The 23,534-nt window shown below is 68.0% G+C and carries 22 protein-coding genes and 1 tRNA gene; 10 read left to right on the top strand and 13 right to left on the bottom strand.

Annotated elements, in window-relative coordinates; translation table 11 throughout:
• Nucleotides 1–27 precede the first annotated feature (27 nt).
• Complete coding sequence (locus B9N97_RS25350) at nt 28–792, top strand: hypothetical protein (protein WP_085090424.1); 765 nt, start codon at nt 28–30, stop codon at nt 790–792.
• Nucleotides 793–827: 35 nt separating this feature from the next.
• Here the strand turns inward: B9N97_RS25350 and B9N97_RS25345 are convergent, their stop codons facing one another.
• The gene (locus B9N97_RS25345) at nt 828–1,079 is read right to left on the bottom strand and encodes a hypothetical protein (protein WP_085090423.1); all 252 of its coding nucleotides are present in this window, start codon (nt 1,077–1,079) and stop codon (nt 828–830) included.
• Between the two features lie 467 nt (nt 1,080–1,546).
• Between B9N97_RS25345 and B9N97_RS25340 the strand changes: the two genes are divergently transcribed.
• The 3 genes from B9N97_RS25340 to B9N97_RS25330 all read left to right on the top strand — a co-directional run bounded on the left by B9N97_RS25340 (nt 1,547) and on the right by B9N97_RS25330 (nt 4,160).
• Nucleotides 1,547–1,810 carry a hypothetical protein gene (locus B9N97_RS25340; RefSeq protein WP_085090422.1) on the top strand — a complete coding sequence of 88 codons (264 nt, stop codon included), beginning with the start codon at nt 1,547–1,549 and terminating at the stop codon, nt 1,808–1,810.
• 137 nt (nt 1,811–1,947) lie between these two features.
• Nucleotides 1,948–2,166, top strand: a complete 219-nt coding sequence (locus B9N97_RS25335; protein ID WP_085090421.1) for a hypothetical protein — start codon at nt 1,948–1,950, stop codon at nt 2,164–2,166.
• Between the two features lie 326 nt (nt 2,167–2,492).
• Nucleotides 2,493–4,160, top strand: coding sequence for a sensor histidine kinase (locus B9N97_RS25330; protein WP_085090420.1), 1,668 nt, complete (start codon nt 2,493–2,495; stop codon nt 4,158–4,160).
• 96 nt (nt 4,161–4,256) lie between these two features.
• Here B9N97_RS25330 and B9N97_RS25325 read toward each other — a convergent pair whose 3' ends face one another.
• From B9N97_RS25325 to B9N97_RS25315, 3 genes are all read right to left on the bottom strand, one after another.
• A complete protein-coding gene (locus B9N97_RS25325; protein WP_045581209.1) occupies nt 4,257–4,724 on the bottom strand; it encodes a Dps family protein in 468 nt (155 codons plus the stop codon).
• Between the two features lie 196 nt (nt 4,725–4,920).
• Nucleotides 4,921–6,633 (bottom strand): methyl-accepting chemotaxis protein, encoded by a 1,713-nt coding sequence (locus tag B9N97_RS25320; RefSeq protein ID WP_085090419.1) that lies wholly within the window; start codon nt 6,631–6,633, stop codon nt 4,921–4,923.
• 77 nt (nt 6,634–6,710) lie between these two features.
• On the bottom strand, nt 6,711–7,193 hold the full coding sequence (locus B9N97_RS25315; protein ID WP_085090418.1) for a cache domain-containing protein: 483 nt from the start codon (nt 7,191–7,193) through the stop codon (nt 6,711–6,713).
• A gap of 652 nt (nt 7,194–7,845) precedes the next feature.
• On the opposite strand from B9N97_RS25315, the gene B9N97_RS25310 reads away from it, so the two are divergent.
• Nucleotides 7,846–9,885, top strand: coding sequence for an elongation factor G (locus B9N97_RS25310; protein ID WP_085090417.1), 2,040 nt, complete (start codon nt 7,846–7,848; stop codon nt 9,883–9,885).
• Between the two features lie 52 nt (nt 9,886–9,937).
• On the opposite strand, the gene B9N97_RS25305 is transcribed toward B9N97_RS25310, so the two are convergent.
• Together B9N97_RS25305 and B9N97_RS25300 are read right to left on the bottom strand one after the other, a co-directional pair.
• Nucleotides 9,938–11,173: an argininosuccinate synthase gene (locus tag B9N97_RS25305; protein ID WP_085090416.1), complete on the bottom strand. Its 1,236-nt coding sequence runs from the start codon at nt 11,171–11,173 to the stop codon at nt 9,938–9,940.
• Nucleotides 11,174–11,281: 108 nt separating this feature from the next.
• Nucleotides 11,282–11,815, bottom strand: a complete 534-nt coding sequence (locus tag B9N97_RS25300) for an SH3 domain-containing protein (protein WP_085090415.1) — start codon at nt 11,813–11,815, stop codon at nt 11,282–11,284.
• Between the two features lie 234 nt (nt 11,816–12,049).
• On the opposite strand from B9N97_RS25300, the gene B9N97_RS25295 reads away from it, so the two are divergent.
• Nucleotides 12,050–13,039: a 2-hydroxyacid dehydrogenase gene (locus B9N97_RS25295; RefSeq protein WP_085090414.1), complete on the top strand. Its 990-nt coding sequence runs from the start codon at nt 12,050–12,052 to the stop codon at nt 13,037–13,039.
• 16 nt (nt 13,040–13,055) lie between these two features.
• Here the strand turns inward: B9N97_RS25295 and B9N97_RS25290 are convergent, their stop codons facing one another.
• The 4 genes from B9N97_RS25290 to B9N97_RS25275 form a co-directional block, all read right to left on the bottom strand.
• Nucleotides 13,056–13,514 carry a MarR family transcriptional regulator gene (locus B9N97_RS25290; RefSeq protein ID WP_085090413.1) on the bottom strand — a complete coding sequence of 153 codons (459 nt, stop codon included), beginning with the start codon at nt 13,512–13,514 and terminating at the stop codon, nt 13,056–13,058.
• Between the two features lie 142 nt (nt 13,515–13,656).
• The gene (locus tag B9N97_RS25285; protein ID WP_244560892.1) at nt 13,657–15,120 is read right to left on the bottom strand and encodes a lysozyme inhibitor LprI family protein; all 1,464 of its coding nucleotides are present in this window, start codon (nt 15,118–15,120) and stop codon (nt 13,657–13,659) included.
• Nucleotides 15,121–15,328: 208 nt separating this feature from the next.
• The gene (gene trhA, locus B9N97_RS25280; protein WP_244560891.1) at nt 15,329–15,973 is read right to left on the bottom strand and encodes a PAQR family membrane homeostasis protein TrhA; all 645 of its coding nucleotides are present in this window, start codon (nt 15,971–15,973) and stop codon (nt 15,329–15,331) included.
• A gap of 180 nt (nt 15,974–16,153) precedes the next feature.
• The gene (locus B9N97_RS25275; protein ID WP_085090410.1) at nt 16,154–16,423 is read right to left on the bottom strand and encodes a ribbon-helix-helix domain-containing protein; all 270 of its coding nucleotides are present in this window, start codon (nt 16,421–16,423) and stop codon (nt 16,154–16,156) included.
• Between the two features lie 142 nt (nt 16,424–16,565).
• Here B9N97_RS25275 and B9N97_RS25270 point away from each other — a divergent pair, with 142 nt between their 5' ends.
• Together B9N97_RS25270 and B9N97_RS25265 are read left to right on the top strand one after the other, a co-directional pair.
• Complete coding sequence (locus tag B9N97_RS25270) at nt 16,566–16,763, top strand: hypothetical protein (RefSeq protein WP_143266843.1); 198 nt, start codon at nt 16,566–16,568, stop codon at nt 16,761–16,763.
• A 134-nt stretch (nt 16,764–16,897) separates the two neighbouring features.
• Nucleotides 16,898–17,512 carry a Hint domain-containing protein gene (locus B9N97_RS25265; RefSeq protein WP_085090408.1) on the top strand — a complete coding sequence of 205 codons (615 nt, stop codon included), beginning with the start codon at nt 16,898–16,900 and terminating at the stop codon, nt 17,510–17,512.
• A gap of 484 nt (nt 17,513–17,996) precedes the next feature.
• On the opposite strand, the gene B9N97_RS25260 is transcribed toward B9N97_RS25265, so the two are convergent.
• The 3 genes from B9N97_RS25260 to B9N97_RS25250 all read right to left on the bottom strand — a co-directional run bounded on the left by B9N97_RS25260 (nt 17,997) and on the right by B9N97_RS25250 (nt 21,709).
• Nucleotides 17,997–18,887, bottom strand: a complete 891-nt coding sequence (locus B9N97_RS25260) for a LysR family transcriptional regulator (RefSeq protein WP_167393386.1) — start codon at nt 18,885–18,887, stop codon at nt 17,997–17,999.
• 256 nt (nt 18,888–19,143) lie between these two features.
• On the bottom strand, nt 19,144–20,610 hold the full coding sequence (locus B9N97_RS25255) for a DHA2 family efflux MFS transporter permease subunit (protein WP_085090406.1): 1,467 nt from the start codon (nt 20,608–20,610) through the stop codon (nt 19,144–19,146).
• A gap of 307 nt (nt 20,611–20,917) precedes the next feature.
• Nucleotides 20,918–21,709: an enoyl-CoA hydratase/isomerase family protein gene (locus B9N97_RS25250; RefSeq protein WP_085090405.1), complete on the bottom strand. Its 792-nt coding sequence runs from the start codon at nt 21,707–21,709 to the stop codon at nt 20,918–20,920.
• Nucleotides 21,710–21,896: 187 nt separating this feature from the next.
• Here B9N97_RS25250 and B9N97_RS25245 point away from each other — a divergent pair.
• Nucleotides 21,897–21,971, top strand: a tRNA-Gly gene (locus tag B9N97_RS25245).
• Between the two features lie 150 nt (nt 21,972–22,121).
• Nucleotides 22,122–23,417 carry an RsmB/NOP family class I SAM-dependent RNA methyltransferase gene (locus B9N97_RS25240; protein ID WP_085090404.1) on the top strand — a complete coding sequence of 432 codons (1,296 nt, stop codon included), beginning with the start codon at nt 22,122–22,124 and terminating at the stop codon, nt 23,415–23,417.
• Nucleotides 23,418–23,534: the final 117 nt, after the last annotated feature.

Genomic DNA, 23,534 nt, shown 5'->3' with positions numbered 1-23,534 from the left:
ATCGTTGAGGAGCCACCCCGTACCGGCATGATGCGTTCCAACCCACCCCGCCGCCCGGCCGCCCCGCCGGCGCCCACGCCCGGCCGCAGCGCGGCCCAGCGGCAGCGCGAGATCGCGACGCTGCTGATGCGGCTCGACGCCATGCTGAAGCAGTCGGCGGAGCTGGCGCAGACGGCGCGCGAGCGGGTGTCGGTCGGCGGGCTGGCCCGCTACCGCCGCTTCAGCCGGCGGGTGCGCGACTTCTTCGCGCTGGCCGCTCTGACGCAGGAGCGGCTGGATGCGGCGCCGGAGGAGATGGAGGATCTGATCGATCCCATGACCACGGCGCTGGAGCGTCTGCATGCCCGCATGGTGGTCCAGTTCGTGGAGGGCAGCGCCGGCTTCTTCGCCAGCTTCGCGCGGGTGAAGGCGCTGCCCATCGGCACCCACGAGATGTGCGGGGTGGAACTGCGCGGCGTGCTGGAGATCCGCAAGTTCCTCGACGATCCGCTTTATGAGGGGGAGCGGGGGCAGGCGCTGCGCGCCGAGGCCGACCGCATCGCCGCCCTGATCCGCCGGGTGATGGACCGTATTCCGCCGCTGCCCGATTTCGGCGACGAGCCCAGCATCGGCCCGCGCGGCACGCTGAACAGTCCGCTGAAGGGGCCAAACGCCCATATGCCGCCCGGCCGCGCCGCCCGACCGGCTGTTGCACGGCCGGCCAACATGCCGCCGCCCGCTCCGCCGGCGCCGAATCCGAGTACCGAGGTCCGTTCGCTGAGCCTCGACCAGTTCGAGGACGACGAGGACTAGGAAGGGAAGGGGCGGCGTACCGCCCCCACCGTCCGTTACGGGCGGTGCTTGCCCACATCCGCCGTCAAGGCGCCGACAGCGGCGCCGGCGGCACCGCCCAACAGGCCGCCATAGATCGCGCTGCCGCCGGTGACGGCGCCGATGGCCGCACCGCCGGCCGCACCGATGGCGCCGCCGGTCAGCGCGCGATTCTCGCGATGATTCAGGTTCGAACAGCCGCCGAGCAGGGTCGCGCCGATCAGCAGCGCCGTCGCCCCGGTGGTGAATGTCCGCGTGGTGGTCTTCATCGGTCTCTTCCTTCAAGCATAGGCACGGCAACATCAGGGACCGCCGCCGATGCCGCGTCGTCGGGCAGGGCTGGGCGGTCAAGCTTATGTTTGGTGAGCGCCGGCGCCTGCTGCTGTGACCATTTCGGGGTATCCGGCCTAGCCGGCCGGTGTGCCCCACCCCCTTCGATCTTTCAAAGCTGCGGAAGATGGCCCGCGACGTTCATGCCGTCGCTTATCAGCACGACTAATGTTGATGGCTTGCATTCCCTTTCATCGAATATGGTTATCGAACTATGTGGTAAGACCACATCAATTGTATGCGCGCGATTACAAAGAGACACAAAATTCCCGATGAAAAATCGTTGTGACTTGTCTAGGAAGCCTTTTCGGCCCCCGAAGCATCATGCTTTGGGAAACGGAGATCGGCCGTTGCCGCTTGTCGATGGACACTGCGCAGCGAAAGGCCGGCACAGGGAAGACCAGAGATGACGATCAACGACAGGGATCTGGACGGGGGCGGACCACCTCGCCTGCCATCCGCACCGCCGCCCGATGTGCAAATGGGACGGATCATCGAGATGGCGTTCACCGGCTTGTGGGTGATCCGGCGCCAGGGGGCATTGACGGAGGTCGGCGGGCGGCTCTATTGGCCCGACCGTGCTTCGTTGGAACGCGCGGCGGCGCAGGCCGGCTTGCACCTGTCCGACATCGTCGTCCACACCGGCCGACTCGGTTCCAGCCGGCGATAGAGGGACGGCCATTCTCCTTCCGGGTGATGGGAACGCGACGAACGGACAGTTGCGCGGGTGACAGGCTTCTTCCAATATCCAATGAATCGGCGGCCGTCAGAACTGGACGTTCCGCAATCTCCGCTTCATTGGGGCCTATGGAAGACATCGACCGCCAAAGAACGCTCGCCTATTTCGAAAGGCTGGGAAAAGAGCGGGTTCGACTCTATACCGCCATCGACTGCGACCGTTTTCTCGGTGACTGGCAGGTCCGTGAATTGGCCGACCAGTGGCTTGACGCGAAGAATGCGGAAGACAGGCCGCGTTTGCTCGGCCGGCCGTTGTGGCGGCGGCTGCTGGCCGACCGCCGTCCCTGACCGGTCTTCCCGTCAGCCCCGTTTCGGAACCAGCCCCGGTACCTCGATCAACCGGCGGGCCCGCGTGACGTTGAAGGCGTAGAGGATGGCGATGCCTCCACGTCCGGTCGGATGGTGAGATAGGCCATCCCGTCGATCCGCATAAAACCTGACCCTCCTTGCCGTTCCAGTCGCCACCCCGGCCCTACCAAGGCGGGATGACTTTGTCGGCACCCCGCAATAGGTGGTGGCCGCTGCGGCTTCAACACGGGTAGCGTTCGGCGGAACCGTCACCCGCCGGGCGGTGTTACCGTTTCCGGCTAAGCAAGAAGTGGCCGTATCCCCACATGGTTTCCGAAACGATGCCGTTGCGCGCGCTGCGTTCCCATCCCTCCCCGCTCTACCGGTTGCCCGGTTCGGCGCTGGTCCTGATTGCCTGCACCGCCGCGGTTCTGCTGACCATCGGGCTGTCGGCGGTCTTCGCCTGGCGCGACCGAGACGAGGCGGTGCAGCAGGCGACCGGCGTCGCCGGCAACATCGGCCTGCTGGCGGCGGAGCATGCCGCCCGGCTGATCGAGTCGGGTGACCTGCTGCTGACCCAGACCGCGGCGCTGGCCGGTCCGGCCGGGACGCCGCTGCCCGACGATGCGGCGACGCGCGACCGCATGGCCCTGCTGGCGGCCAGCGCCCCCCATGTGGTCGGTCTGGAGATCCGCGACCCGTCGGGCGCGCTGCGGCTGTCGAGCCTGCCCGAGGCGGCACCGGGCGGCGCCCGGCCGACACTGAGGCCGGACGGCATGGCCATCGGTCTCGGGCGGATGAGCGGCAGGCCAGGGGGGCGTTCGGTCATCACCCTGGCGCAACCCCTGCCGGGAGCGGCGAACGGCGCGCCGCGCGGCTGGGCGGTGGTCGGACTGGATACGCGGGCCTTCCGCGACGTCTACCGTTCGCTCGATGTCGGCTATGGCCACAGCATCGCCATCCTGCAGCCGGACGGCACCCCGCTGCTGCGCGAGCCGGAGGGCGGCGGCACCATGGGCGGCAATGCCGGGGACGACACCGCCAGCCATGCCGACGACATCGTCGTCACCCGTCCGGTGGGCGACACCGGCCTGACGTCCACCGTGACCATCGCCACCGGCAGCGTGCTGCGGCGTTGGAGCGAGCGGCTGTGGATCTACGCCGCCTTCGCCGCCGCGGCCTGCGCCACGGTCGCGGTGATCGGCGCCCTCGCCATCCAGCGCGCCCGGCGCGAGCGCGAGGCGGAGGACGCCCTGCAGCACGCCTATGACACGCTGGAGGAGCATGTTCACCAGCGTACCGCCCAGTTGGAACGCGCCAATGCCCAGCTGGAAGCGGCGGTGACCGACAAGGAGGTCCTGCTGAAGGAGGTGCAGCACCGGGTGAAGAACAACCTGCAGGTCATCTGCAGCCTGCTGCGCCTGCAGGCCGCCCGCATCGACGAACAGGCCCGCCGCGGCTTCGACGAGAGTCTGCGCCGCATCCAGACCATGAGCCTGCTGCACGAGTTGCTTCACCGCTCCGACGAGCCGGCGCACATCAACTTCGCCGATGCGCTGCGCCAGATGTGCGACGGGCTGGTCCGCTCCGACAATCCGACCGCCGCCCGGCTGGAGCTGGAGGCGCAGGACTGGATCGTCGACGCCGACCGCGCCACGCCGCTCGCCATCGCCACCAGCGAACTGGTGTCGAACGCCCTGCTGCATGCCTTCCCGCACGGGCATCCCGGCACCGTCCGCGTGATGCTGGAGCGCGACGAGGCCGGCATGCGGCTGATCGTGCGCGACGACGGCGTCGGGCTGCCGGCCGGCATGCCGAGCCAGCACAAGCGTCCCGGCCGCGGCGGCTCCAGCAGCGGCCTCGGCCTGAATCTGGTGCAGGCGCTGTCCCATCAGGCCGGCGCCACGCTGAAGATCGAGCGCGACGGCGGCACCATCTTCACCCTGACCATTCCCGAACAGACGGCCCGCCAGCGCGCCAAGACCGCGGCGTAGGGAAGCGTCTGCTTGAAAAGGAAAGGGCCTCCCCATCCTGCCGGACGGGGGGCCCTGATCCTGTGCCGTAAACCGCCCTTGCGACGATGGCCCCGACTATTCCAGCATGCTGCGCAGCATCCAGGCGGTCTTGTCGTGGATCTGCAGGCGCTGGGTCAGCAGGTCGGCGGTCGGCTCGTCGCTGCCCTGCTCGGCCAGCGGGAAGACGCTGCGGATGGTGCGGGCGGCGGCCTCGTGGCCTTCGACCAGCTGGCGGATCATGTCGTTCGCCTTGGGAACGCCGACCTCTTCCTTGATCGAGGCCAACTCCGCGAACTGCGAGAAGCTGCCCGGCGCCGGATAGCCCAGCGCGCGGATGCGTTCCGCGATCTCATCCAGCGCGGTCCACAGCTCCGTATACTGGGTCATGAACATGGTGTGGAGCGTGTTGAACATCGGACCGGTGACGTTCCAGTGGAACGAATGGGTCTTGATGTAGAGCGCGAAGGTGTCGGCCAGAACCTTGTTCAGCCCTTCGGCGATGGATTTGCGGTCTGCGTCCGAGATCCCGATGTCGATTTTCATGCTTCGATCCTTCTTGTTGGGTCCTGCATTATACCCCGGCATTGGCGCAGCCGTCAGCGGCCGCCGCCCCGCGGTCCCGGGACAACAGCTTGGGCGCAGGCGGATCGTTTCAAGTGCGATGCGACCAAACTTCGCGGCCAAACCTCAAGAATGGGTGATGAAACCCCAGCGTATAGGCCGACCAACCGGCCCCCATTCAGCCTGCCCGCAGCCGGCCGATGAAGTGCGTCACCTCGCGGTTCAGCGTCGATGCCTGACCGTCCAGCAGTTCCGCGGCGCGCAGGACCTCGCCGGCCGCGGTGCCGGTCTCTCCGGCGCTGGTGGAGACGGTGGCGATGGTTTGGGAGACTTCGGCGGTACCGGCGGCGGCCTCCTGCACGTTGCGGGTGATCTCCTCCGTCGCGGCGGCCTGCTGTTCCATGGCGCCGGCGATGGAGCCGACGATCTCGTCGATGCCGACCACCGTCTCGCCCACCCCCTTGATGGCGGCGACGGCGGCCCCGGTCACCTGCTGCATGGAGGTGATCTGGGTGCCGATCTCCTCGGTCGCCTTGGCGGTCTGGGTGGCGAGGCTCTTTACCTCGCTCGCCACCACGGCAAAGCCCTTGCCGGCCTCGCCCGCCCGCGCCGCCTCGATGGTGGCGTTCAGCGCCAGCAGGTTGGTCTGGGCGGCGATGGAGTTGATGAGGCCGACGATCTCGCCGATGCGGTTGGCGGCGTCGGACAGGCCGACGACATGGGCGTTGGTCTCCTCCACCGCCCGCACGGCACCGCGCACCATGTCGAAGGAGCGGCGGACCTGACCGCCGATCTCGGCGATGGAGGCCGACATCTCCTCCGTCGCGGCCGCCGCCGTCTGGACGCTGCTCCCCGCCTGGGCGCTGGCGGCGGCGACGGTGGCGGCCTGTCGGTTGGCGCTGTTGGCGCGCTCCAGCATGCCGGCGGCGTTGCTGCGCACCTGATGGGCGCCGGCCCCCACCTGCTGCACCACCTCGGCCACGCGGACCTCGAACAGGTCGGCCAGTTCCCGGATGGCGCGGTGCTTTTCCGCCTCGGCCTCCGCCTTCTGGCGCTGCTGGTCGGCGGTCAGCCGCTCCACCTCGCGGGCGTTGGTTTGGAACACCTCCAGCGCGCGGGCCATGGCGCCGATCTCGTTGCGCATCCAGCCGCCCTCGACCGCGGTGTCGAGCTTTCCGGCGGCCAGATCGGCCGTGTTGCTGGACAGCCGCTGCAGCGGCCGGGTGATCGACCGCGCCAGCAGCAACCCTGCCGCCATCATCGCCGCCAGCAGCCCGGCCATCACCAGCGCGAAGTCGCGGCGGGCGGAGGCCGCGGCATCGCGGGTGGCCTGGGTGGCGGCGGCGGTGGAGCGGCCGATGGCCTCCTGCGTCTCCATCACCTTGGCGGTCAGGGCGGCGAACTGGTCGTCGGTGTGGGCCATCATCGGGATGCCGATCAGGCGGTCGATGGCCGCCATCTGGTTCATCTCGTCCACCGCCTTGGCATAGGCGCCGATCCGCACCGACACCTCGTCCAGCATCGCCCGCTCCGTCTCGGCCAGCGGCATGGCGCGCAACTCGGCGATGGCGGTGCGCGCCTTGCCCAGGTTGGCGGCGATGGCATCGCGCATGGCCTGCAGCTTCGCCTCCTCGATGCCGGAGCCGGACAGGGCCAGGTGCCGCGACACGTCGCTGTGGATGACATAGGCGATGGCGACCAGCCGGTCGATCCGGCCCAGCCGCTCCGCCGCCTCGCGGTGAATGGCGTCCACCGCGCCCAGCGCCTGCTCCGACTGGCGGTCGGCCAGCACCAGCGCCGCCACCGTCAGGACGATCCCCATCAGGGGAGCCGCGAAGACCCGGCCCGCCACCGACAGGCCCGACAGACGCGCAAAGACACCGCCGTTCATGCTCACCCCCAAAGATCCACCACCAACGGTTCTACCGGCCGATCACCGCCTTACGCGGCAGCAGCCGTGTCATGCCGTCACTTGTAGATGCCGACATAGGCGACCAGATCCTGGCCGGGCACGCGCTTCACATAGGTGATCTTCGGTTCGATCTTGTTGCTGGCCGGATTCAGCCAGCGATACTCGACCCAGCCCTCGTCCTTCTCCTTGGCGACGGCCAGCACATCCTGGACGATGAAGCGGCCATCCGGATCCTTGACGTTGATGACGCTCTGGCCGACGCCGGCCGGGCGCGGCGGATAGACCTTCCAGACGCCGGCGAAGTCGATGACGTTGACGTAGATCTCGCCGTGCTTGAACGGGCCTTCGGCGTTGAAGGCCTTGGCGGCCTCGTCCAGGCCCTGGGCGGCGATCAGGTCGGCGGCCTTCAGGGTGATCGACTTGGCGTCCTCCTGCGTCGGCTTGGCCTCCTGGGCGACGGCGGGGGTGGACAGAGGGACCGAGACGGCAGTCCCGACGGCAATCAGGGCGGCCGTCAGCAAACGAAACCACAGGCGCATGTGCTCTTTCCCCAGGGAATGGGGGGCGGACGGCGGACGCCGGGCGCCCCATCGATTGTTATCCGGCCGTCATCGCCTTCACGCGCGGCCATTATCACCTGAGGCTACTAGCAGAAGGTTTCATGCGTTTGTCCGTCGCATTTCGATGCGCTCATATTGCATTGCAACATAGCAATGTTACGAATGATCGGCGCAATGAGACAGCTTCAGGAGGTATTCCGTTCATTTTGAACGCTTTAGACGGTCGGTTGACGCTCTTGACGGCGGATGGACGGGCCGGGCTCCGTTCGATGCGGCCAATCGACGCATTGGCCGCGCCGCAGCATCGCGCGTGACGGTTTGCCGCCCCTTTTTTCCATCGACAGCCGTGCCGTTCGGGTGGAGCATCGGAGGTCCGATGCGGGCGCTCCGCCGGCCCCGGACCCGATGCGCGTTTCCGCCACGCGTCCGCCGCCCCCCGATCCGGACGTGCCTGTCTTCTGGACGTGCAAGTTTCTGGAAGTGCCAGTTTCTGGAAGTACAAGTTTTCAAACGGACTTGTCTGAAGAGCCACACGCGAACGGGCCGCCCCGGCGGCCGGCGCCGGCGGCCCATCTCCGGCCCAGGCCCCGTCCCCGGACACGACAGCCCGAAGCTTCGACGGGAGGTGTGAATGCCGCATACGCAAATCCGGACGGCGCGCTGCGCGGCGCTGGTCGGCCCCTATCTCGCCGGCAAGACGACGCTGCTGGAAAGCCTGCTGTTCGCCGCCGGGGCCGTCACCCGCAAGGGCAGCGTGCGCGACGGCAACGCCGTGGGCGACAATTCGCCGGAGGCCAAGGCCCGGTCGATGAGCACCGAGCTGAACGTCGCCTCCTTCGACTATCTGGGGGAACGCTGGTCGATCCTGGACTGCCCCGGCTCGGTGGAACTGACGGGGGAGGCGCAGGCGGCACTGATGGCCGCCGACATCGCCGTCGTGGTGGCGGAGGCGGCGCCGGAGAAGGCGGTGCTGCTGGCCCCGCTGTTCAAGATGCTGGACGACCACCGCATCCCGCATCTGCTGTTCATCAACAAGATAGACACGCTGGGCGACCTGCGCGTGCGCGACGTCGTCGCCGCCTATCAGGAGGTCTCGGCCCGCAAGCTGGTTCTGCGCGAAGTGCCGCTGCGCGAGAACGGCCAGATCACCGGACTGGTCGACCTGGTCAGCGAACGCGCCTGGCGCTTCAATCCGCACAAGCCGTCCGATCTGGTGGCCCTGCCCGACAGCGCCCGCGACTGGGAGGCGGAGGCGCGGCAGGCAATGCTGGAATCGGCCGCCGACTTCGACGACGGCCTGCTGGAAAAGCTGCTGGAGGACATGGCCCCCGACAGCGCCGAACTGTACGAGACGCTGGCGCACGAACTGGCCGACGATTTGATCGTGCCGGTCTTTTTCGGATCGGCGGAGAACGACAACGGCATCCGCCGCCTGCTGAAGGCCCTGCGGCACGAGGGGCCGGAGGTGTCCACCACCGCCGCCCGCATCGACATCCCGGCCGACACGGCGGTGGCGGCGCAGGTGGTGAAGACGATGATGGGCTCCCATGCCGGGAAGCTCAGCCTCGCCCGCGTCTGGCGTGGCACCGTCACCGACGGCATGACCCTGGGCGGCGAACGGGTGTCCGGAATCTTCCAGCTGTTCGGCCGCGACCAGACCAAGGTGCCGCAGGCCGCCGCCGGCGATCTGGTGGCGCTCGGCCGGCTGGAGAAGGCGGCGACCGGCGACCGGCTGACCGAGAAGGCCAACCTCGGCCCGCCCGACGACTGGCCGGCGGCCGCCCCGCCGGTGCATGGGCTGGCGCTCCGCGCCGAGAACCGCAACGACGAGGTCAAGCTGTCCGCCGCCCTGCAGAAACTGCGGGAGGAGGACCCGTCCCTGACGCTCGATCAGTCGGCGGAGACCGGCGAACTGGTGCTGTGGGGCCAGGGCGACGTGCATCTGAAGCTGGCGATGGACCGGCTTCGCAGCCGCTTCAACGTCGCGGTGAAGGGGCAGCCGCCGCAGGTCCCCTATAAGGAGACGATCCGCAAGGGCACCAGCCACCACGCCCGCTTCAAGCGCCAGACCGGCGGCCACGGCCAGTTCGCCGACATCCATGTCGAGGTCCGGCCGCTGCCGCGCGGATCGGGCATCCAGTTCGAGGACGCGGTGGTCGGCGGCGCCGTGCCGCGCCAGTATATCCCGGCGGTGGAGGCCGGCGTGCGTGAGGCGGCGGTGCGCGGGCCGCTGGGCTTTCCCGTGGTGGATTTCGCGGTGACGCTGACCGGCGGCCAGTTCCACGCCGTCGACAGCTCGGACATGGCCTTCAAGACAGTGGCGCGGCAGGCGATGGCCGACGCGCTGCCGGCTTGCGAGCCGGTGCTGCTGGAACCGATCCTGACCATCACCATCGCAGTGCCCAGCGCCTTCACGCCGAAGGTGCAGCGTCTGGTCAGCGGCCGGCGCGGCCAGCTTCTGGGATTCGACGCTCGACCGGGCTGGCCCGGCTGGGACGAGGTGAAGGCGTGCATGCCGCAGGCCGACATGCAGGACCTGATCGTGGAACTGCGGTCGCTGACCTTCGGCGTCGGCAGCTACAGCGCCGAGTTCGACCGGCTTCAGGAGGTCGTCGGCAAGGCGGCGGACCGGGCCGTGGAAATCCGCCGCGACATGCTGGCGGCACAATAAGAAGGAGGATGCTCCACCGCCCGGCTGGCGGGCGGTGGAGCCGGTCCCTGGATCAGCCGATCTTCTGCTTGGCCATCGCGCCCAGGCGCAGGCGGAGCGCGTTCAGCTTGATGAAGCCTTCCGCGTCCTTCTGGTTGTAGACGCTGTCCTGCTCGAAGGTCACATAGTCCATGCGGTACAGCGAGTTCGGCGACTTGCGGCCGACGACCGTGACGTTGCCCTTGAACAGCTTCAGACGGACGGTGCCGTTGACCAGCGACTGGGTCTGGTCGATCAGCGCCTGGATGGCCAGACGCTCCGGGCTCCACCAATAGCCGCAATAGATCAGCTCGGCGTAGCGCGGCATCAACTCGTCCTTCAGGTGCGCGGCACCGCGGTCGAGGGTGATGCTCTCCATCGCGCGGTGGGCCACCAGCAGGATGCTGCCGCCCGGGGTCTCGTAGACGCCGCGCGACTTCATGCCGACATAGCGGTTCTCGACCAGATCGAGGCGGCCGATGCCGTTCTCTCCGCCCAGGCGGTTCAGCTCGGTCAGCAGGGCGGCCGGCGACAGCGCCTTGCCGTCGATGGCGACCGCGTCACCGTTCTTGAACTCGACCTCGATGTAGGTCGGGGTGTCCGGCGCCTTTTCCGGGGCGACGGAGCGGGTGAACATGTCCTCGTCCGGCTCGACCCACGGGTCCTCCAGCGCCTTGCCCTCGTAGGAGATGTGCAGGAGGTTGGCGTCGGTGGAGTAGGGGGCCTCGCCGCGCTTGTCCTTCGCGATCGGAATCTGGTTCTTCTCGGCGTAGTCCAGCAGCGTGGTGCGGCTGTTCAGGGTCCACTCGCGCCACGGCGCGATGACCGTGATGTCCGGGCGCAGGGCGTAGTAACCCAGCTCGAAGCGGACCTGGTCGTTGCCCTTGCCGGTGGCGCCATGGGCGACGGCGTCGGCGCCGACCATGTTGGCGATCTCGATCTGGCGCTTGGCGATCAGCGGCCGGGCGATCGAGGTGCCGAGCAGATAGGTGCCCTCATAGAGCGTGTTGGCGCGGAACATCGGAAAGACGAAGTCCCGCACGAATTCCTCGCGCAGATCGTCGATGAAGATGTTTTCCGGCTTGATGCCCAGAAGCTCGGCCTTCTTGCGGGCGGGCTCCAGCTCCTCGCCCTGGCCGAGGTCGGCGGTGAAGGTCACCACCTCGCAGGAATAGGTCTCCTGCAGCCACTTCAGGATGACCGAGGTGTCGAGGCCGCCCGAATAGGCGAGCACCACTTTCTTGATCTGTTTGCCGGACGCGCCGCTCATGGGACTGCTCTTGCAGTAGAGAAAGGTAAGGCCGCGACCGTACGGCCTTTCCCGCCCGCCTTCAAGCCCCGCCGGCGGCGATCATATTCGGAGAAGAGCCGGGACCGGCTATTCGATCTTTTCGCCGGGGTAGGTGCCCCAGAAATCGGTGCGCTTCATCCAGCCGCGATAGCCCTTCACATCGACCTCGCACCACTCGTCGCGGCACTTCTTCAGCGACCCGACGACGCCGGGCTCCGCCCGGGCCACCACGGCGCTGTCGCCGCGCGGCGACTCATGGATCGCGCGGGTCTGTCCGACGATCAGGATGCCGCGGCGGCCGGACAGCGCGCTCTGGTGAACCCAGCCTTCCGCCCCCTCCCAGTCGCGGATGCGGCGCCAAGTGTCGAATTCCTGGATGATCTCGACCGGCATGTCCTTGCGCTTGAACACCCATTCGATCGGATAGCTGCCGTTGGGGCCGGAGCGCAGGTTCACCTCGCCGACGCGCACGGTGACGAAGCGGGGGATCGGCAGGCCCGACGCGTGGGTCGGATCCTTGCCCTCCGCGGCCAGGGCCGTTACCCCGCCGCCCGCGACAAGCCCCACTCCCAACCCCGCGATCAGGGCCAGGGAGGCGAGGACGGAGCGGCGGACAGGCATGGCGGCACCGGAGCTGACGAGGGGAAAAACCGGGCCGCACTATAGTGACCACCCGTTCGATAGGGCAAGCGCCGCCGCCCCCGGCCGGAGGCGGCATGCGCGTTGTCGCAGGGCGGGCTTTCGCGACGGACTTCTGGACAGTCCCACGACCGCTTGGTATGGCAACCATGGACCGGAGCAGCCCGTGCCGGGACCTCGATGCGGGCGGGCCGGGGCAAGGGAGGACCAGCACCGATGACCGACAAGAAGAAGCCGCTCGTTGTCGTCACCCGCAAGCTGCCGGACGTCATCGAGACGCGGATGATGGAGCTGTTCGACACCCGGCTCAATCCGGACGACGTGCCGCTGACCCCCACCCAGATGCAGGAGGCGATGGCCGTCGCCGAGGTGCTGGTGCCCACCGTCACCGACCGCATCGACCGCGCGCTGATTGAATCCGCCGGGCCGCAGCTGCGGCTGATCGCCTCCTTCGGCACCGGCGTCGACCACATCGACCTGAAGGCCGCGCGCGAGCGCGGCATCGTCGTCACCAACACCCCCGGCGTCCTGACCGAGGACACCGCCGACATGACCATGGCGCTGCTGCTGGCCACCGCGCGCCGCGTGGCGGAGGGCGAGCGGCTGGTCCGCTCCGGCCAATGGACCGGCTGGGGGCCGACCACCATGCTGGGCCACCGCATCAGCGGCAAGCGGCTGGGCATCCTGGGCATGGGCCGCATTGGCTCGGCGCTGGCCAAGCGGGCGCGCGCCTTCGGAATGTCGATCCACTACCACAACCGCCGCCGCGTCCATCCGGAGCTGGAGCAGGAGCTGGAGGCGACCTACTGGTCCAGCCTGGACCAGATGCTGGCGCGGATGGACATCGTGTCGATCAACTGCCCGCACACGCCGGCCACCTATCACCTGCTGTCGGAGCGCCGGCTGAAGCTGCTGCGCCCGCACTGCTACATCGTCAACACCTCGCGCGGGGAGGTGATCGACGAGGTGGCGCTGACCCGCATGCTGTCGAAGGGCGAGATCGCCGGCGCCGGGCTGGACGTGTTCGAGCATGAGCCGGCGGTCAACCCTAAGCTCCTGCGGCTGGACAATGTCGTCCTGCTGCCGCACATGGGCTCCGCCACCATCGAGGGTCGCATCGACATGGGCGAGAAGGTGGTGATCAACATCAAGACCTTCACCGACGGCCACGCCCCGCCCGACCGCGTGCTGGAAGCGCTGCTGTAAGGGCGGGAAGGACCACTCAGGGCGCGGAGGCTTCCAGTGCGGCGGCCTCCCGCGTCGGCACATCCTGCAACGCCGCCTCCAGCCTTGCCTTGGCGGCGGCGGCCAGTTCCTCGTCGGCCCGGATGCGGGCCATGTCCTCCGGTGCCACCGCGCCGGCGGCGATCACCAGCTCGGCGAAATCGGACAGATAGACGCTGCCCTTCACGGTGCGCTGGACCAGCACGTTGCGCTTGTCCTCCGCATCGCGCTTGCGCTTGACGAAGCCCAGCACCGACAGGCGGTCGAGCGCGCGGGTCACCGCCGGTTTCGAGATGTTCAGCAGGGATGCCAGACCGCGCACGGTGTGCGGCGGGTCGGTCAGATAGACCTGGAGAAGGATCGCCAGCTGCCGCGCCGACAGGTCCGGCGCGTCCTTGCGGACGCTGGCGACCAGCGCGGTGCGCCACAACCCGAGCGCCTTGAGGTTCCGTGCCATGCCTCCCCCCGGAAAGCCGCGCCCGGTTCCGCAACCGCAGCACGCGCCGCGAAGTGTCGCCTACCCGAACGATGCAGGCAAGACTTTCGCGTTCGGGATTTTCGCGTTCCCCGGGGAGAGCAGGGCCGGCGCCCGGATCGGTCTATTTCCCTTCGCGCTTCAGCACCACCGGCTTGGCCGTACCGGCGACCAGCAGATTGCCGCCAGCGAGCGGGACGATTGTCAGGCTGGCGCCGGCCGATACCGGGGCAAGGCTGACCGCCTGTTTGGCGGCATTGGGGGCGGGCTTGACGTCCTTCGGCACCTCCTTGGGATCGAAGGGGGCGTCCTCCCCCTGGCCGGCGACGTCATAGCCGCCGCAATCGCTGCCGACGCAGATGGCGGTCTCGTCGATGCGCGCCTTTCCGGCGGGACCAGTGAAGGGCGTGTCCTCGGACCCAGCGCCGCTCCAGCTCCAGTTGCCGCGCAGCCAGTCGGGGAGGCGGGTGTCTTTCTGGAGTTCCAGATTGTCGGTGATCAGGCCGACGCTGCCGCTCAACCCCTGCGCGGCCACCGCCTCGGCCACCCGGCGGGCCTCCGGCATGGCCATGCCGTAGCGGGCGGTGATCCGCGGCGTCCAGTCCGTCACCGTGGCGTCCACCGCCTTGCGCAGGCGGTCGCCCCAGCCGGGCGCGACCCAGCGCGGGTTTGACCAGCCGGCGGTGTCCGTGACCAGCGGCGCCAGTGCCGGTGCGTCGGCGACGAACAGGCGCGGATCGACCGCCGACTTCATGCGGTCGATGCCCATCTGGCGGTAGGCGGCGAAGCGGATGGTGCCGGTGCGGTTGGAGGCCGCCTCCAGCATCGGGGCGAACAACTCGTCCACTGCCTTCCAGGCCGGCGAGGCGAGCAGGGCGTTGTCGTCGGGGCAGGCGGGATAGGCGCCGAAATTGTCGCGGCTGCTGCCATAGAGCGGCTCCATCGCCTTCCAGGCCGCCGCCCCGCGCTTTTCCATCACGGAACAGGGCCAGGCCATCTCCACATCGTCGCTGACGACGCGGAGCGCGGTGAGGAAGCCATCGTCGGTGGCGAGATCGACACCGGACGCGGTTTCGCGGGCATAGGAATCGTCGATGCCCGCGATGGCCTCGCGCAGCAGCGCCTCGGCCTTGGCGCGGTCGGAAGAGGGGCCGAAGCGCAGCAGATAGGCGCTCCACCCCTTGCCCAGCCCGCCGCGGATCTCGGCCAGCCGCTTGGCGGCGCCGGCCGGGTCGGCGGCGATGCCGTCGACGATGGCGGTCAACGCGGCGACCGCCTTGGGCACCGACTCGGACAAAGCGGTGCGGCGGGCGTCCAGCACCGGGCCCAGGCAGGCGCCGGGGGAGGGTGCTGCCGCGCACTGGTTGCGCTGGGCCAGCCAGGCCCGCTGCTCGGTGCGCAGCCGCTCGCGGTCGGCGGTGCCCAACAGATCCTGCAGGGTCTTGTAGGTGTCGGCGATCTCGCGGTCGGCATCGGCCAGTTTGGGATCGGCGCAGATCGCCCTTTCCACCGGCGTGGCGGCCGCCTTGCAGTCGAAGGACGGTTCGGCCCGCGCGGCGCCGGTCGCAACCATGACCGGGAGTGCCAACGCCGCTCCCACGAGTATCGCACGGCCGATCGATCGGCTTCCGACGTCTCTCTGGCCCATCACTGCCCGGCCCATCCTGTTTCCCATGGATCGTGATCCGGGGAAGATACGGAATCGGCAGCCGCTTGTCCCATGCGGCCCCGGCATTTCAGAGACACGCCGATCAGAGAAACACCCATCAAAGAAGCGCCCATCAAAGAAGCGCCCATCAAAGGAACGCCAATGTGATCGCGGCGAAGTGGCAGCCGGCGGCGGTCAGCACCAGCAGGTGCCAGACCGCGTTGTTGTAGGGCATGCGCTCCATCAGGTGGAAGACGACGCCGACGGTATAGACCAGCCCGCCGGCGATCAGCAGCCACAGGGCGGGGGCCGACAATGCCGTCCCCAATGGCTCCAGCGCGGTGACCACCGCCCAGCCGAGCCCGAGATAGAGCGCCAGCCCAAGCCGGTTGAAGCGCCCCGGAAAGCGCAGCTTCAGCGCCGCGCCGAAGGCGGCTCCGCCCCATACGGCGCCTCCCAGCCCAATCCCCTGGCCCAGGCCCAGCGTGAAGGGCGTGTAGGTGCCGGCGATCATCACGAAGATCATGGCATGGTCGATCCGCCGCAGCAGCGCCTTGCCCAGGCCGGGCGGGGCGAGGTTGTAGGCGGCCGACGCCGTCAGCATCCCCACAAGCCCCAGGCCGTAGACGACCAGCGCCAGCGCCGTACGGACCGGAACCGCGCCGGAGAACACGCCGGCGTTCAGCAGCCAGACGAAGCCGGCGACGCCCGCCGTTACCCCGATGGCATGGACGACCGCATCCGCCCGCCGCTCGGCGGCGCTGTAGACGGGAAACTGGTGGGCATCCGGCATCGGCACACCGCTTCGGTCGACGCAAGGAAGGTGGGTGGCCGCCGTAAGGGGGCCTGCGTCGAACATGGTGTGCCGGCCGTGGCGGCGCCACGGGTCCTGTCCGATGGGTGGACCCCCGGCGGCCGGGGCTTCGGCGAACCGCTTATGCGGGATAGATTTTATGCGGGATGGGCCGGGCGGTTATTCCGCCGCGAAGGCCACGGCCGCCGGCGCGCGGTGGCGAGGCATCGGCTCCGACAGGCTGGCGGCCTTGCGGAAATAGCACAGCGCATAGACGCGGACGCAGCCGGTGAGATTGTCGCAGTCCTGGCGTTCGGCATCGATCTTCGAAACCAGTTCGCTCATCGTCATGTTCTCGCGGGCGCAGATTTCCTCGAGCGACTCCCACTCCACCGGCATCAGCTTCATGCTGGTCCGCTTGCCGTTCACCCTGATGTTGCGCATGTGCATGGGGGAGCCCTCCGTTGCCGATGCATAAATGGGTATGTGAATCGGCGGGAAGCCGGCTGTGAAATTCTTCACAGGCGATGGGGCGGCGGAGAGGCCGGGTCTGCTCGGGCGACGAGCGGACTGCATGAAACCGGAGGTGGGCATGACACGGGACGACGCCTTGCGCGCAATCATAAGTGAAGCCGCGTCAGCACGTTCCGCCCTGTGCGAGAACGAACTGGTGATCCGGCTGGACAACATCCTCGCCCTTGCGCGGGCGGCGCTGGAGGGACGGGAATCGGACGAAATGCCGCAGTCGGCGACCGGCGCATCTGCGACAATTGGTCACCGGCAGTCGTAACTCCGCACAACTTCGCGGCCCCATCGATTGCTTGACGGAGTAACCTTTTCGGAGTGCGCCACTGCCGTGCCGGACATCGAGAGGTTTGGCGCGGCCGGTGGAGGGCTTTCAATTGATATAGGAAACTTCGGACCATGGCTCCCGAACCGACACCAACCTGCATCCTCCGCGGCACTTATGTCCGTTCCATGTTCGGCGATGTGCCCGTCGAAAGCCTGAAGATCGGCGATGTGATCCAGTCTTCGGTGACCGGCGAGTTCCGTGCGATCCGCTGGATCGGCCGGCGGCTGCTGGCGGGGTCGTCCTTCGACACCGATCATCTGCGCAAGGTTCACCTACCGGTCAGGATCGCCCGCGGCGCCATCGCCCAAGGTGTGCCCGCCCGCGACCTCTACATCTCCCCCGGTCATGCGCTGCTGATCGGCGAGTATGGTGTCTCGGCCCGCCTGCTGATCAACGGGTCGTCGATTCGGCAAGTCGATGCGATGGAGGAGATCGAATATTTCCACATCGAACTCGACAGCCATGACGGCATGTATGCCGAGGGGCTGCCGGTCGAGACCTATCTCGAAGCTGACAACCGCCAGGCCTACGACAATGCCGCCGAGTACGAGGCGCTCTATCCGGGGGACGATCCGCGCATTCAGGAGCCTTGCGTGAAGATCGACATTCCGCTGGCTGCGCTGGAGCGGATCCGCACCAATGTGAACGAGCGCGCCGCGCAGTTCGAACTGGTTGAGACGGCTTGAAGGGCAGGCAGCCGAGCATGAACAGGGGGCCGTCCGATGGGGCGGCCCTTTGTGCGTCGGCGCCATGGCGGTGACTTGTCCGCCGCCGCAGGACATTGGCAATGCGGTCCGATCATTCCCCCGGCGAGACCCCAGCCCCTGCGCACATAAAAAAACCGCCGCTAACCCGTTGGATTAGCGGCGAGTTGAACAGGGAGGCTTCACGTCTGGGAGACGCTGGGTCCGAGGACCCAACCCCGGAGGGGAGACCTCCGGGACGAAACATCGGATGCTGCGTCGCAACAACCAACGGTCAAAATTTGACCATTCTGCTGCCAACTTTCCAGGCACAAATGTATAAATCTACCATGCAAGACTCGCATGGCTTCAAAATACCCTTAGAAGGCTAATAAAAATGCCGAAATTGACGGTGCCGCTCCGGAAAGTAGGAAGGGCGCCGTCGATTTCGGCAATTCTCTTACAGGATCGCTAAAAATGTTCGTGGTTAGAACGGAGTTTCTGCCACTTTTTTAACCAGGAAGTCGCGGAAGACCGCGATGCGCTTGGAATGGCGCAATTCTTCGGCATAGACGAAATAGGCATCGACCTTCGGCCCGTCGACGTCCGGCAGGATCCGGGTCACGTCCTTGGAGAAGCTGTCGACCAGGAAGTCGGGCAGCGCGCCGATGCCGAGCCCGCTCTCCACCGCGCGATAGATGGCGTAGACGCTGTTGACCTGCAGGATCGGCTTCCGGTTGGGCGAGGGGTCGCCCACCTCCATGATCCAGTTGACGTTCGGGATCGGGGCCCGCACGTCGGGCGGATAGGTGATCAGGTCGTGGCTGTCCAGCTCGGCCGCCGTCTTGGGCGTACCCTTCCTCTTCAGGTAGCCCTGGCTGGCATAGAGATGGAAGCGGATCGACATCAAATGCCGCTGGATCAGGTCCGGCTGGCGCGGCGTGTTCATGCGGATGGCGATGTCCGCCTCCCGCATCGCCAAATCCAGCTCGTCGTCGTCGATCAGCAGCGTCAGCTGGATGTCGGGATAGATCGACATGAATTCGTTGATGCGCGGCGTCAGCCAGGTTGATCCGAAGGCGACGGTCGTCGTCACCCGCAGCGGTCCCTTGGGATGCTCCCGGCTTTCGGTCAGCATCGCCTCGGTCATCGACAGCTTGGCGAACACGTCGCGGGCGGTGCGGTGAAGCAGCTCGCCCTGTTCGGTCAGGATCAGCCCGCGGGCGTGGCGGTGAAACAGCGGAACGCCCAGGCTTTCCTCAAGCGCGCTGATCTGGCGGCTGACCGCCGACTGGCTGAGGTTCAACGTCTCGCCGGCATGCGTGAAGCTGCCGGCTTCGGCCACCGCGTGGAATACCCGCAGCTTGTCCCAATCCATCATGCTGTCCCGCCCCGGTGCGCAGCCGCCCGGAGCCTCCCGTTTATCTTGAGGACGGCGCATGGCCGCCATGCATGTTTATAGCGGGAACGCGCCCGGAACGCACGCGCTAGTAAAAGCGACTCGCACGAAAATTAATCATGATCGCCGGAATTATTCTCATCCGAAGTCACAGCGATCCGGGCATATCCGTATAATGGATAGGGGTGTTTGCGATGCTCGGAAATGGGACGGCGGCCATTCGCCCCCGTCTTTGCTAATCCGCGGCGTCGGTCAGGGCGGCGGCCTTGACGGTTGCGCTGCGGGCGGCGTCACGCCGTGTTTCGGGGGGCGTTCCCGGGCGGGGGGTGCCGATATGTCCGCTGATCTCGTCGCCGGCATCGGCGGGCAGGCGCCAGAAGGGCAGGCTGGAGGCGCAGGCCATCAGCCCCACCGTCAGGAAGGCGGGAACGAAGGAGGACGGGGTCAGGGCGCCGCCGCTCCATTGGGTGGTCAGGTGCAGCGCGGTGGCGCCGACGGCGACGCCCAGGCTCAGCGACAGCTGCTGCATCACGCTGGCGAGCGTGTTGGCCCGGCTGGTCATCGCCTGCGGCACCTCGGCGTAGCTCAGCGTGTTCATGCCGGTGAACTGCAGCGAGCGGAAAAAGCCGCCCAGCAGCAGTGCCCCCAGGATCACCAGATGCGGCGTGTCGGGGCGGAAGGCGCCATAGCCGGCCAGGATCGCGCCGCTGACCAGGGAGTTGAGGGTCAGCACCAGACGGAAGCCGAAGCGCCGCAGGATCGGGCCGGCCAGCGCCTTCATGGTCAGCGCCCCCGCCGCCCCGGCGAAGGTGAGGGCTCCCGACTCGAAGGCGGTCAGGCCGAAACCGATCTGCAGCATCACCGGCATCAGGAAGGGCACCGCCCCGATGCCGATGCGGAACAGCGTGCCGCCGAGGACCGAGGCGCGGTAGGTCGGCAGCCGGAACAGTGACGGGTCCAGCACCGGCCGCGCCACGCGGCGGGCATGGCGCAGATAGGCCAGCGTCGCCAGCAGCGCCACCGCCAGCAGGATCGCCACCGCGCTGGCCGGCAGCAGGTCGCGCCCGACATTCTCGAAGCCGAACATGAAGGCGGCCAGCGCGATGGCGCTCCACAGGAAGCCGCGGGCGTCGAAGGGGTCGCGCTGCTCCTCCTTCAGGTTGGGGATCAGCGCCAGCACCAGGGCGATGCCGACCAGCCCGATCGGTACGTTGATGAAGAAGATCCAGCGCCAGGAGGCATAGGTGGTGATCGCGCCGCCCACCAGCGGCCCCAGCGCCGGCCCGATCAGCGCCGGCAGGGTCATCCGCGCCATCGCCGTCACCAGCTGGTCCTTCGGCACCGTGCGCAGCAGGATCAGCCGGCCGACCGGCACCATCATCGCCCCGCCGATCCCCTGGACGATGCGGGCGGCGACCAGTTCCGCCAGCCCGTTCGACAGGCCGCAGGCGACCGAGCCCAGCGTGAAGACGCCGATGGCGCTGGCGAAGACGGTGCGCGCGCCGTAGCGGTCCGCCGCCCAGCCGCTGACCGGCAGGAACACCGCCAGGGCCAGCATGTAGGAGGTCATCGCCAGACTGAGCCGCAGCGGATCCTCGCCCATCGACCGCGCGATCGCCGGCAGCGCGGTGGCGATCACCGTCGCGTCGAGATTCTCCATGAACAGGGCGCAGGCGATGATCAGCGGGGTGACGCGCGACATGACGGACCGTCAGGCAGGGAGCGGAACCCTACGAATGTGAGACGTTCCGCCGCATTGACCACCGCACATGCGAAAGCCCTGCCATGCGTAAGCGCGCTGTTTCTCGGGGAGTGCGGGATCGGCGGGCAAGATCGACACGGATGTCACGGATTGAAGCACGGAATTCACGGATGTGGCGTTGCCCGGGTGGCAGTCTGACGGGAAGAGCCTGGGCGTCGTCACGATCAAGGAAAATCCGTGTAATCCGTGTCTAAATCCGTGACATCCGTGTCGATCTTGTAATCCGCGACCACACCATTCCCAAAGATCAGCGCCCGGTAAACACCGGCTTCCGCTTCTCCAGGAAGGCGCGGTAGCCCTCGCGGAAGTCTTCGGTGCCGAAGCAGCGGTAGCATTCGGCGATCTCCGCCTCGGTCAGCGGCGCCGGGTCGGACAGGCGGCGGACGTAGCGCTTGTGCAGGGTGGCTGCCAGTGGTGCGCCGGCGGCGATACGCTGGATCGTGGCGGCGATCTCCGCCTCAAAGCCTTCGTCCGCGACGACCCGGTGGACGAGGTTCTTGTCCTTGGCCTCGGCGGCACCGAAGACGCGGCCCTCCAGCAGGATCTCCAGCGCCGCCGGACCGCCGGCGACGTCGGCGACCAGCTTCAGCTCCGTCGGGCCCATGGAGATGCCGAGCCGGCTGACCGGAACGCCGAAGCGGCTGCTTTCCGAACAGACCCTGAGGTCGCAGGCCAGCGCCACCGCCAGACCGATGCCGCAGCAGGGACCGTCGATGGCAGCCAGAACCGGGTGGCGCAAGGACCGCAGCCCGTCCAGCCCCTCGTCCATCAGGTCGCCATAGCCGGCGCCCTGTTCGGGGCTGTTGCGCTCGCTCTCGAACTCCGAGATGTCGGCGCCGGGGGAGAAGGTGCGGGACCCGGTGGAGCCGGGGCCGCCGCGCATCACCACGACGCGGGTTCCCTCGTCGGCTTCAAGCGCGGCCAGGTGGCCGATCAGGGCGTGCCACATCGGCTTGTCGAAGGCGTTCAGCTTGTCCGGGTTGGACAGGGTCAGGGTCGCGACCACGCCATCGCGGGTCAGAGTGATGGTGCCGGCCATGCCGCACTCTCCATCCGTTGCCGTATGGTCGCGTACCATAGCGCGCCTCCGCCGGGACGCAAGGCGCCGGGTGCCGCAGCGTAGCAGGGGCTGGAAGGCTGTCGCGAAAAAAGTGAGAGTGCAGTGAATTTTCCTCTTGCGGCGGAGGCCGCGTTTCCGTAGAAAGCGGCTCCCGGACGACGGGAGCGCGGGCGTAGCTCAGGGGTAGAGCACAACCTTGCCAAGGTTGGGGTCGAGGGTTCGAATCCCTTCGCCCGCTCCAGTTCTCCGGTAGAGAAGCGAAGACCTAAGGGCCGGGCGGCAACGCACCGGCCCTTCGCTTTTTCCGGCCCCGCATTTTCGCGCTCCACAGCTTGGAAACACCGGGCATCCCTTATCGACACTGGCCGTCCGGCGCGCTAGATCCATACCCATGACCGACACTTCCCTCGCCGCCCGCGGCGTTGCGCTCGACTTGCTGCGCGACGTGCTGCGCAAGTCCGTTCCCTTCGACGACGCGTTCGACGCGCATCCCGAACTGGCGGCGCTGCAGCCGCGCGACCGCGGCTTCGTCCGCCTGCTGGTCGCCACCGTCCTGCGCCGGCTGGGCCAGATCGACGAGATGATCCAGGCCAGCCTCGCCAAGCCGGGTCTGCCCAAGGCCGCCATCCACGACATGCTGCGGTTGGGCACGGCGCAGCTGGTGTTCCTGAACACTCCCGCCCATGCCGCGGTCGACACCGCGGTTGAACTGGCGGCGGCGCGCAATGCGGCTCCCTACAAGGGGCTGATCAATGCCGTTCTGCGCCGAATCGGGCGCGAGGGGGCGGAGATGGCGGCGCGGCAGGATGCCGGACGGCTCAACACGCCGGATTGGCTGTGGCTGTCCTGGCGCTCCGCCTACGGCACCGCCCGCACCCGCGGCATCGTCGAGGCGCACCTGCACGAGGCGCCGCTGGACATCACGGTGAAGTCGGACCCGGAGGGCTGGGCCGAGCGGCTGGGCGCCACCCTGCTGCCGACCGGATCGTTGCGCCGCCCGCCCGGCGGGTCGGTGACCGAGCTTCCCGGCTTCGAGGAGGGGGAATGGTGGGTGCAGGACCTCGCCGCCTCGCTGCCGGCCAAGCTGTTCGGCGATCTGGCGGGCAAACGGGTGTTCGACCTGTGCGCCGCTCCCGGCGGCAAGACGGCGCAGCTGGTGGTGCAGGGCGCACAGGTCACCGCCATCGACCGCTCGGCCCGCCGGCTGGAGCGGGTGACGGAGAACCTGAAGCGCCTGCGGCTGGAGGCCGAGGTGCTGGCCGCCGATGCCGCCACCTGGGAGCCGGAGGAGCCGGCCGACGCCGTGCTGCTCGATGCGCCCTGCTCGGCCACGGGGGCGATCCGCCGCCACCCCGACATCCTGCGGGTCAAGACGCCCGACGACATCGCCAAGCTGGCCCGCGCCCAGTCGCGGCTGCTCGCCCGCTCGGTCGATCTGGTCAAGCCCGGCGGCACGCTGATCTACTGCACCTGCTCGATCCAGCCGGAGGAGGGGGAGGCGCAGGTTGCCCGCCTGCTGGAACAGGACAGGCGGGTGGAGCGTTGGCCTGTGACCGCCGACGAACTCGGCGGCTTGTCGGAGCCGATCAACGAGGCGGGAGAGGTGCGCAGCCTTCCGGGCATGCTGGCCGACCTCGGCGGGATCGACGGCTTCTTCGTGGCGCGCCTGCGCCGACGCCCGGACTGAGGCCTTATGCGGTCCGCACCGCGGGATAAATCCCAGGCCTGTCTTGCGGTCCAGACGGCGAATTGATACGACACCACCTATGCTTTCGTCCGTGTTCTCCCGCACCGCATCATCACC

The organism is Azospirillum oryzae (assembly GCF_900177515.1).
In the GTDB taxonomy this organism is placed as follows: Bacteria; Pseudomonadota; Alphaproteobacteria; order Azospirillales; family Azospirillaceae; genus Azospirillum; species Azospirillum oryzae_A.
This window is presented reverse-complemented; position numbering and strand designations above follow the sequence as displayed.

Coding starts and splice junctions, on each gene's coding strand:
- B9N97_RS25240 (WP_085090404.1), top strand. CDS start 22,122: ATGACCGACACTTCCCTCGCCGCCCGCGGCGTTGCGCTCGACTTGCTG.
- B9N97_RS25250 (WP_085090405.1), bottom strand. CDS start 21,709: ATGGCCGGCACCATCACTCTGACCCGCGATGGCGTGGTCGCGACCCTG.
- B9N97_RS25255 (WP_085090406.1), bottom strand. CDS start 20,610: ATGTCGCGCGTCACCCCGCTGATCATCGCCTGCGCCCTGTTCATGGAG.
- B9N97_RS25350 (WP_085090424.1), top strand. CDS start 28: ATGATGCGTTCCAACCCACCCCGCCGCCCGGCCGCCCCGCCGGCGCCC.
- B9N97_RS25330 (WP_085090420.1), top strand. CDS start 2,493: ATGGTTTCCGAAACGATGCCGTTGCGCGCGCTGCGTTCCCATCCCTCC.
- trhA (WP_244560891.1), bottom strand. CDS start 15,973: ATGCCGGATGCCCACCAGTTTCCCGTCTACAGCGCCGCCGAGCGGCGG.
- B9N97_RS25345 (WP_085090423.1), bottom strand. CDS start 1,079: ATGAAGACCACCACGCGGACATTCACCACCGGGGCGACGGCGCTGCTG.
- B9N97_RS25270 (WP_143266843.1), top strand. CDS start 16,566: ATGACACGGGACGACGCCTTGCGCGCAATCATAAGTGAAGCCGCGTCA.
- B9N97_RS25295 (WP_085090414.1), top strand. CDS start 12,050: ATGACCGACAAGAAGAAGCCGCTCGTTGTCGTCACCCGCAAGCTGCCG.
- B9N97_RS25290 (WP_085090413.1), bottom strand. CDS start 13,514: ATGGCACGGAACCTCAAGGCGCTCGGGTTGTGGCGCACCGCGCTGGTC.
- B9N97_RS25315 (WP_085090418.1), bottom strand. CDS start 7,193: ATGCGCCTGTGGTTTCGTTTGCTGACGGCCGCCCTGATTGCCGTCGGG.
- B9N97_RS25310 (WP_085090417.1), top strand. CDS start 7,846: ATGCCGCATACGCAAATCCGGACGGCGCGCTGCGCGGCGCTGGTCGGC.
- B9N97_RS25305 (WP_085090416.1), bottom strand. CDS start 11,173: ATGAGCGGCGCGTCCGGCAAACAGATCAAGAAAGTGGTGCTCGCCTAT.
- B9N97_RS25260 (WP_167393386.1), bottom strand. CDS start 18,887: ATGGATTGGGACAAGCTGCGGGTATTCCACGCGGTGGCCGAAGCCGGC.
- B9N97_RS25325 (WP_045581209.1), bottom strand. CDS start 4,724: ATGAAAATCGACATCGGGATCTCGGACGCAGACCGCAAATCCATCGCC.
- B9N97_RS25300 (WP_085090415.1), bottom strand. CDS start 11,815: ATGCCTGTCCGCCGCTCCGTCCTCGCCTCCCTGGCCCTGATCGCGGGG.
- B9N97_RS25340 (WP_085090422.1), top strand. CDS start 1,547: ATGACGATCAACGACAGGGATCTGGACGGGGGCGGACCACCTCGCCTG.
- B9N97_RS25265 (WP_085090408.1), top strand. CDS start 16,898: ATGGCTCCCGAACCGACACCAACCTGCATCCTCCGCGGCACTTATGTC.
- B9N97_RS25335 (WP_085090421.1), top strand. CDS start 1,948: ATGGAAGACATCGACCGCCAAAGAACGCTCGCCTATTTCGAAAGGCTG.
- B9N97_RS25275 (WP_085090410.1), bottom strand. CDS start 16,423: ATGCACATGCGCAACATCAGGGTGAACGGCAAGCGGACCAGCATGAAG.
- B9N97_RS25320 (WP_085090419.1), bottom strand. CDS start 6,633: ATGAACGGCGGTGTCTTTGCGCGTCTGTCGGGCCTGTCGGTGGCGGGC.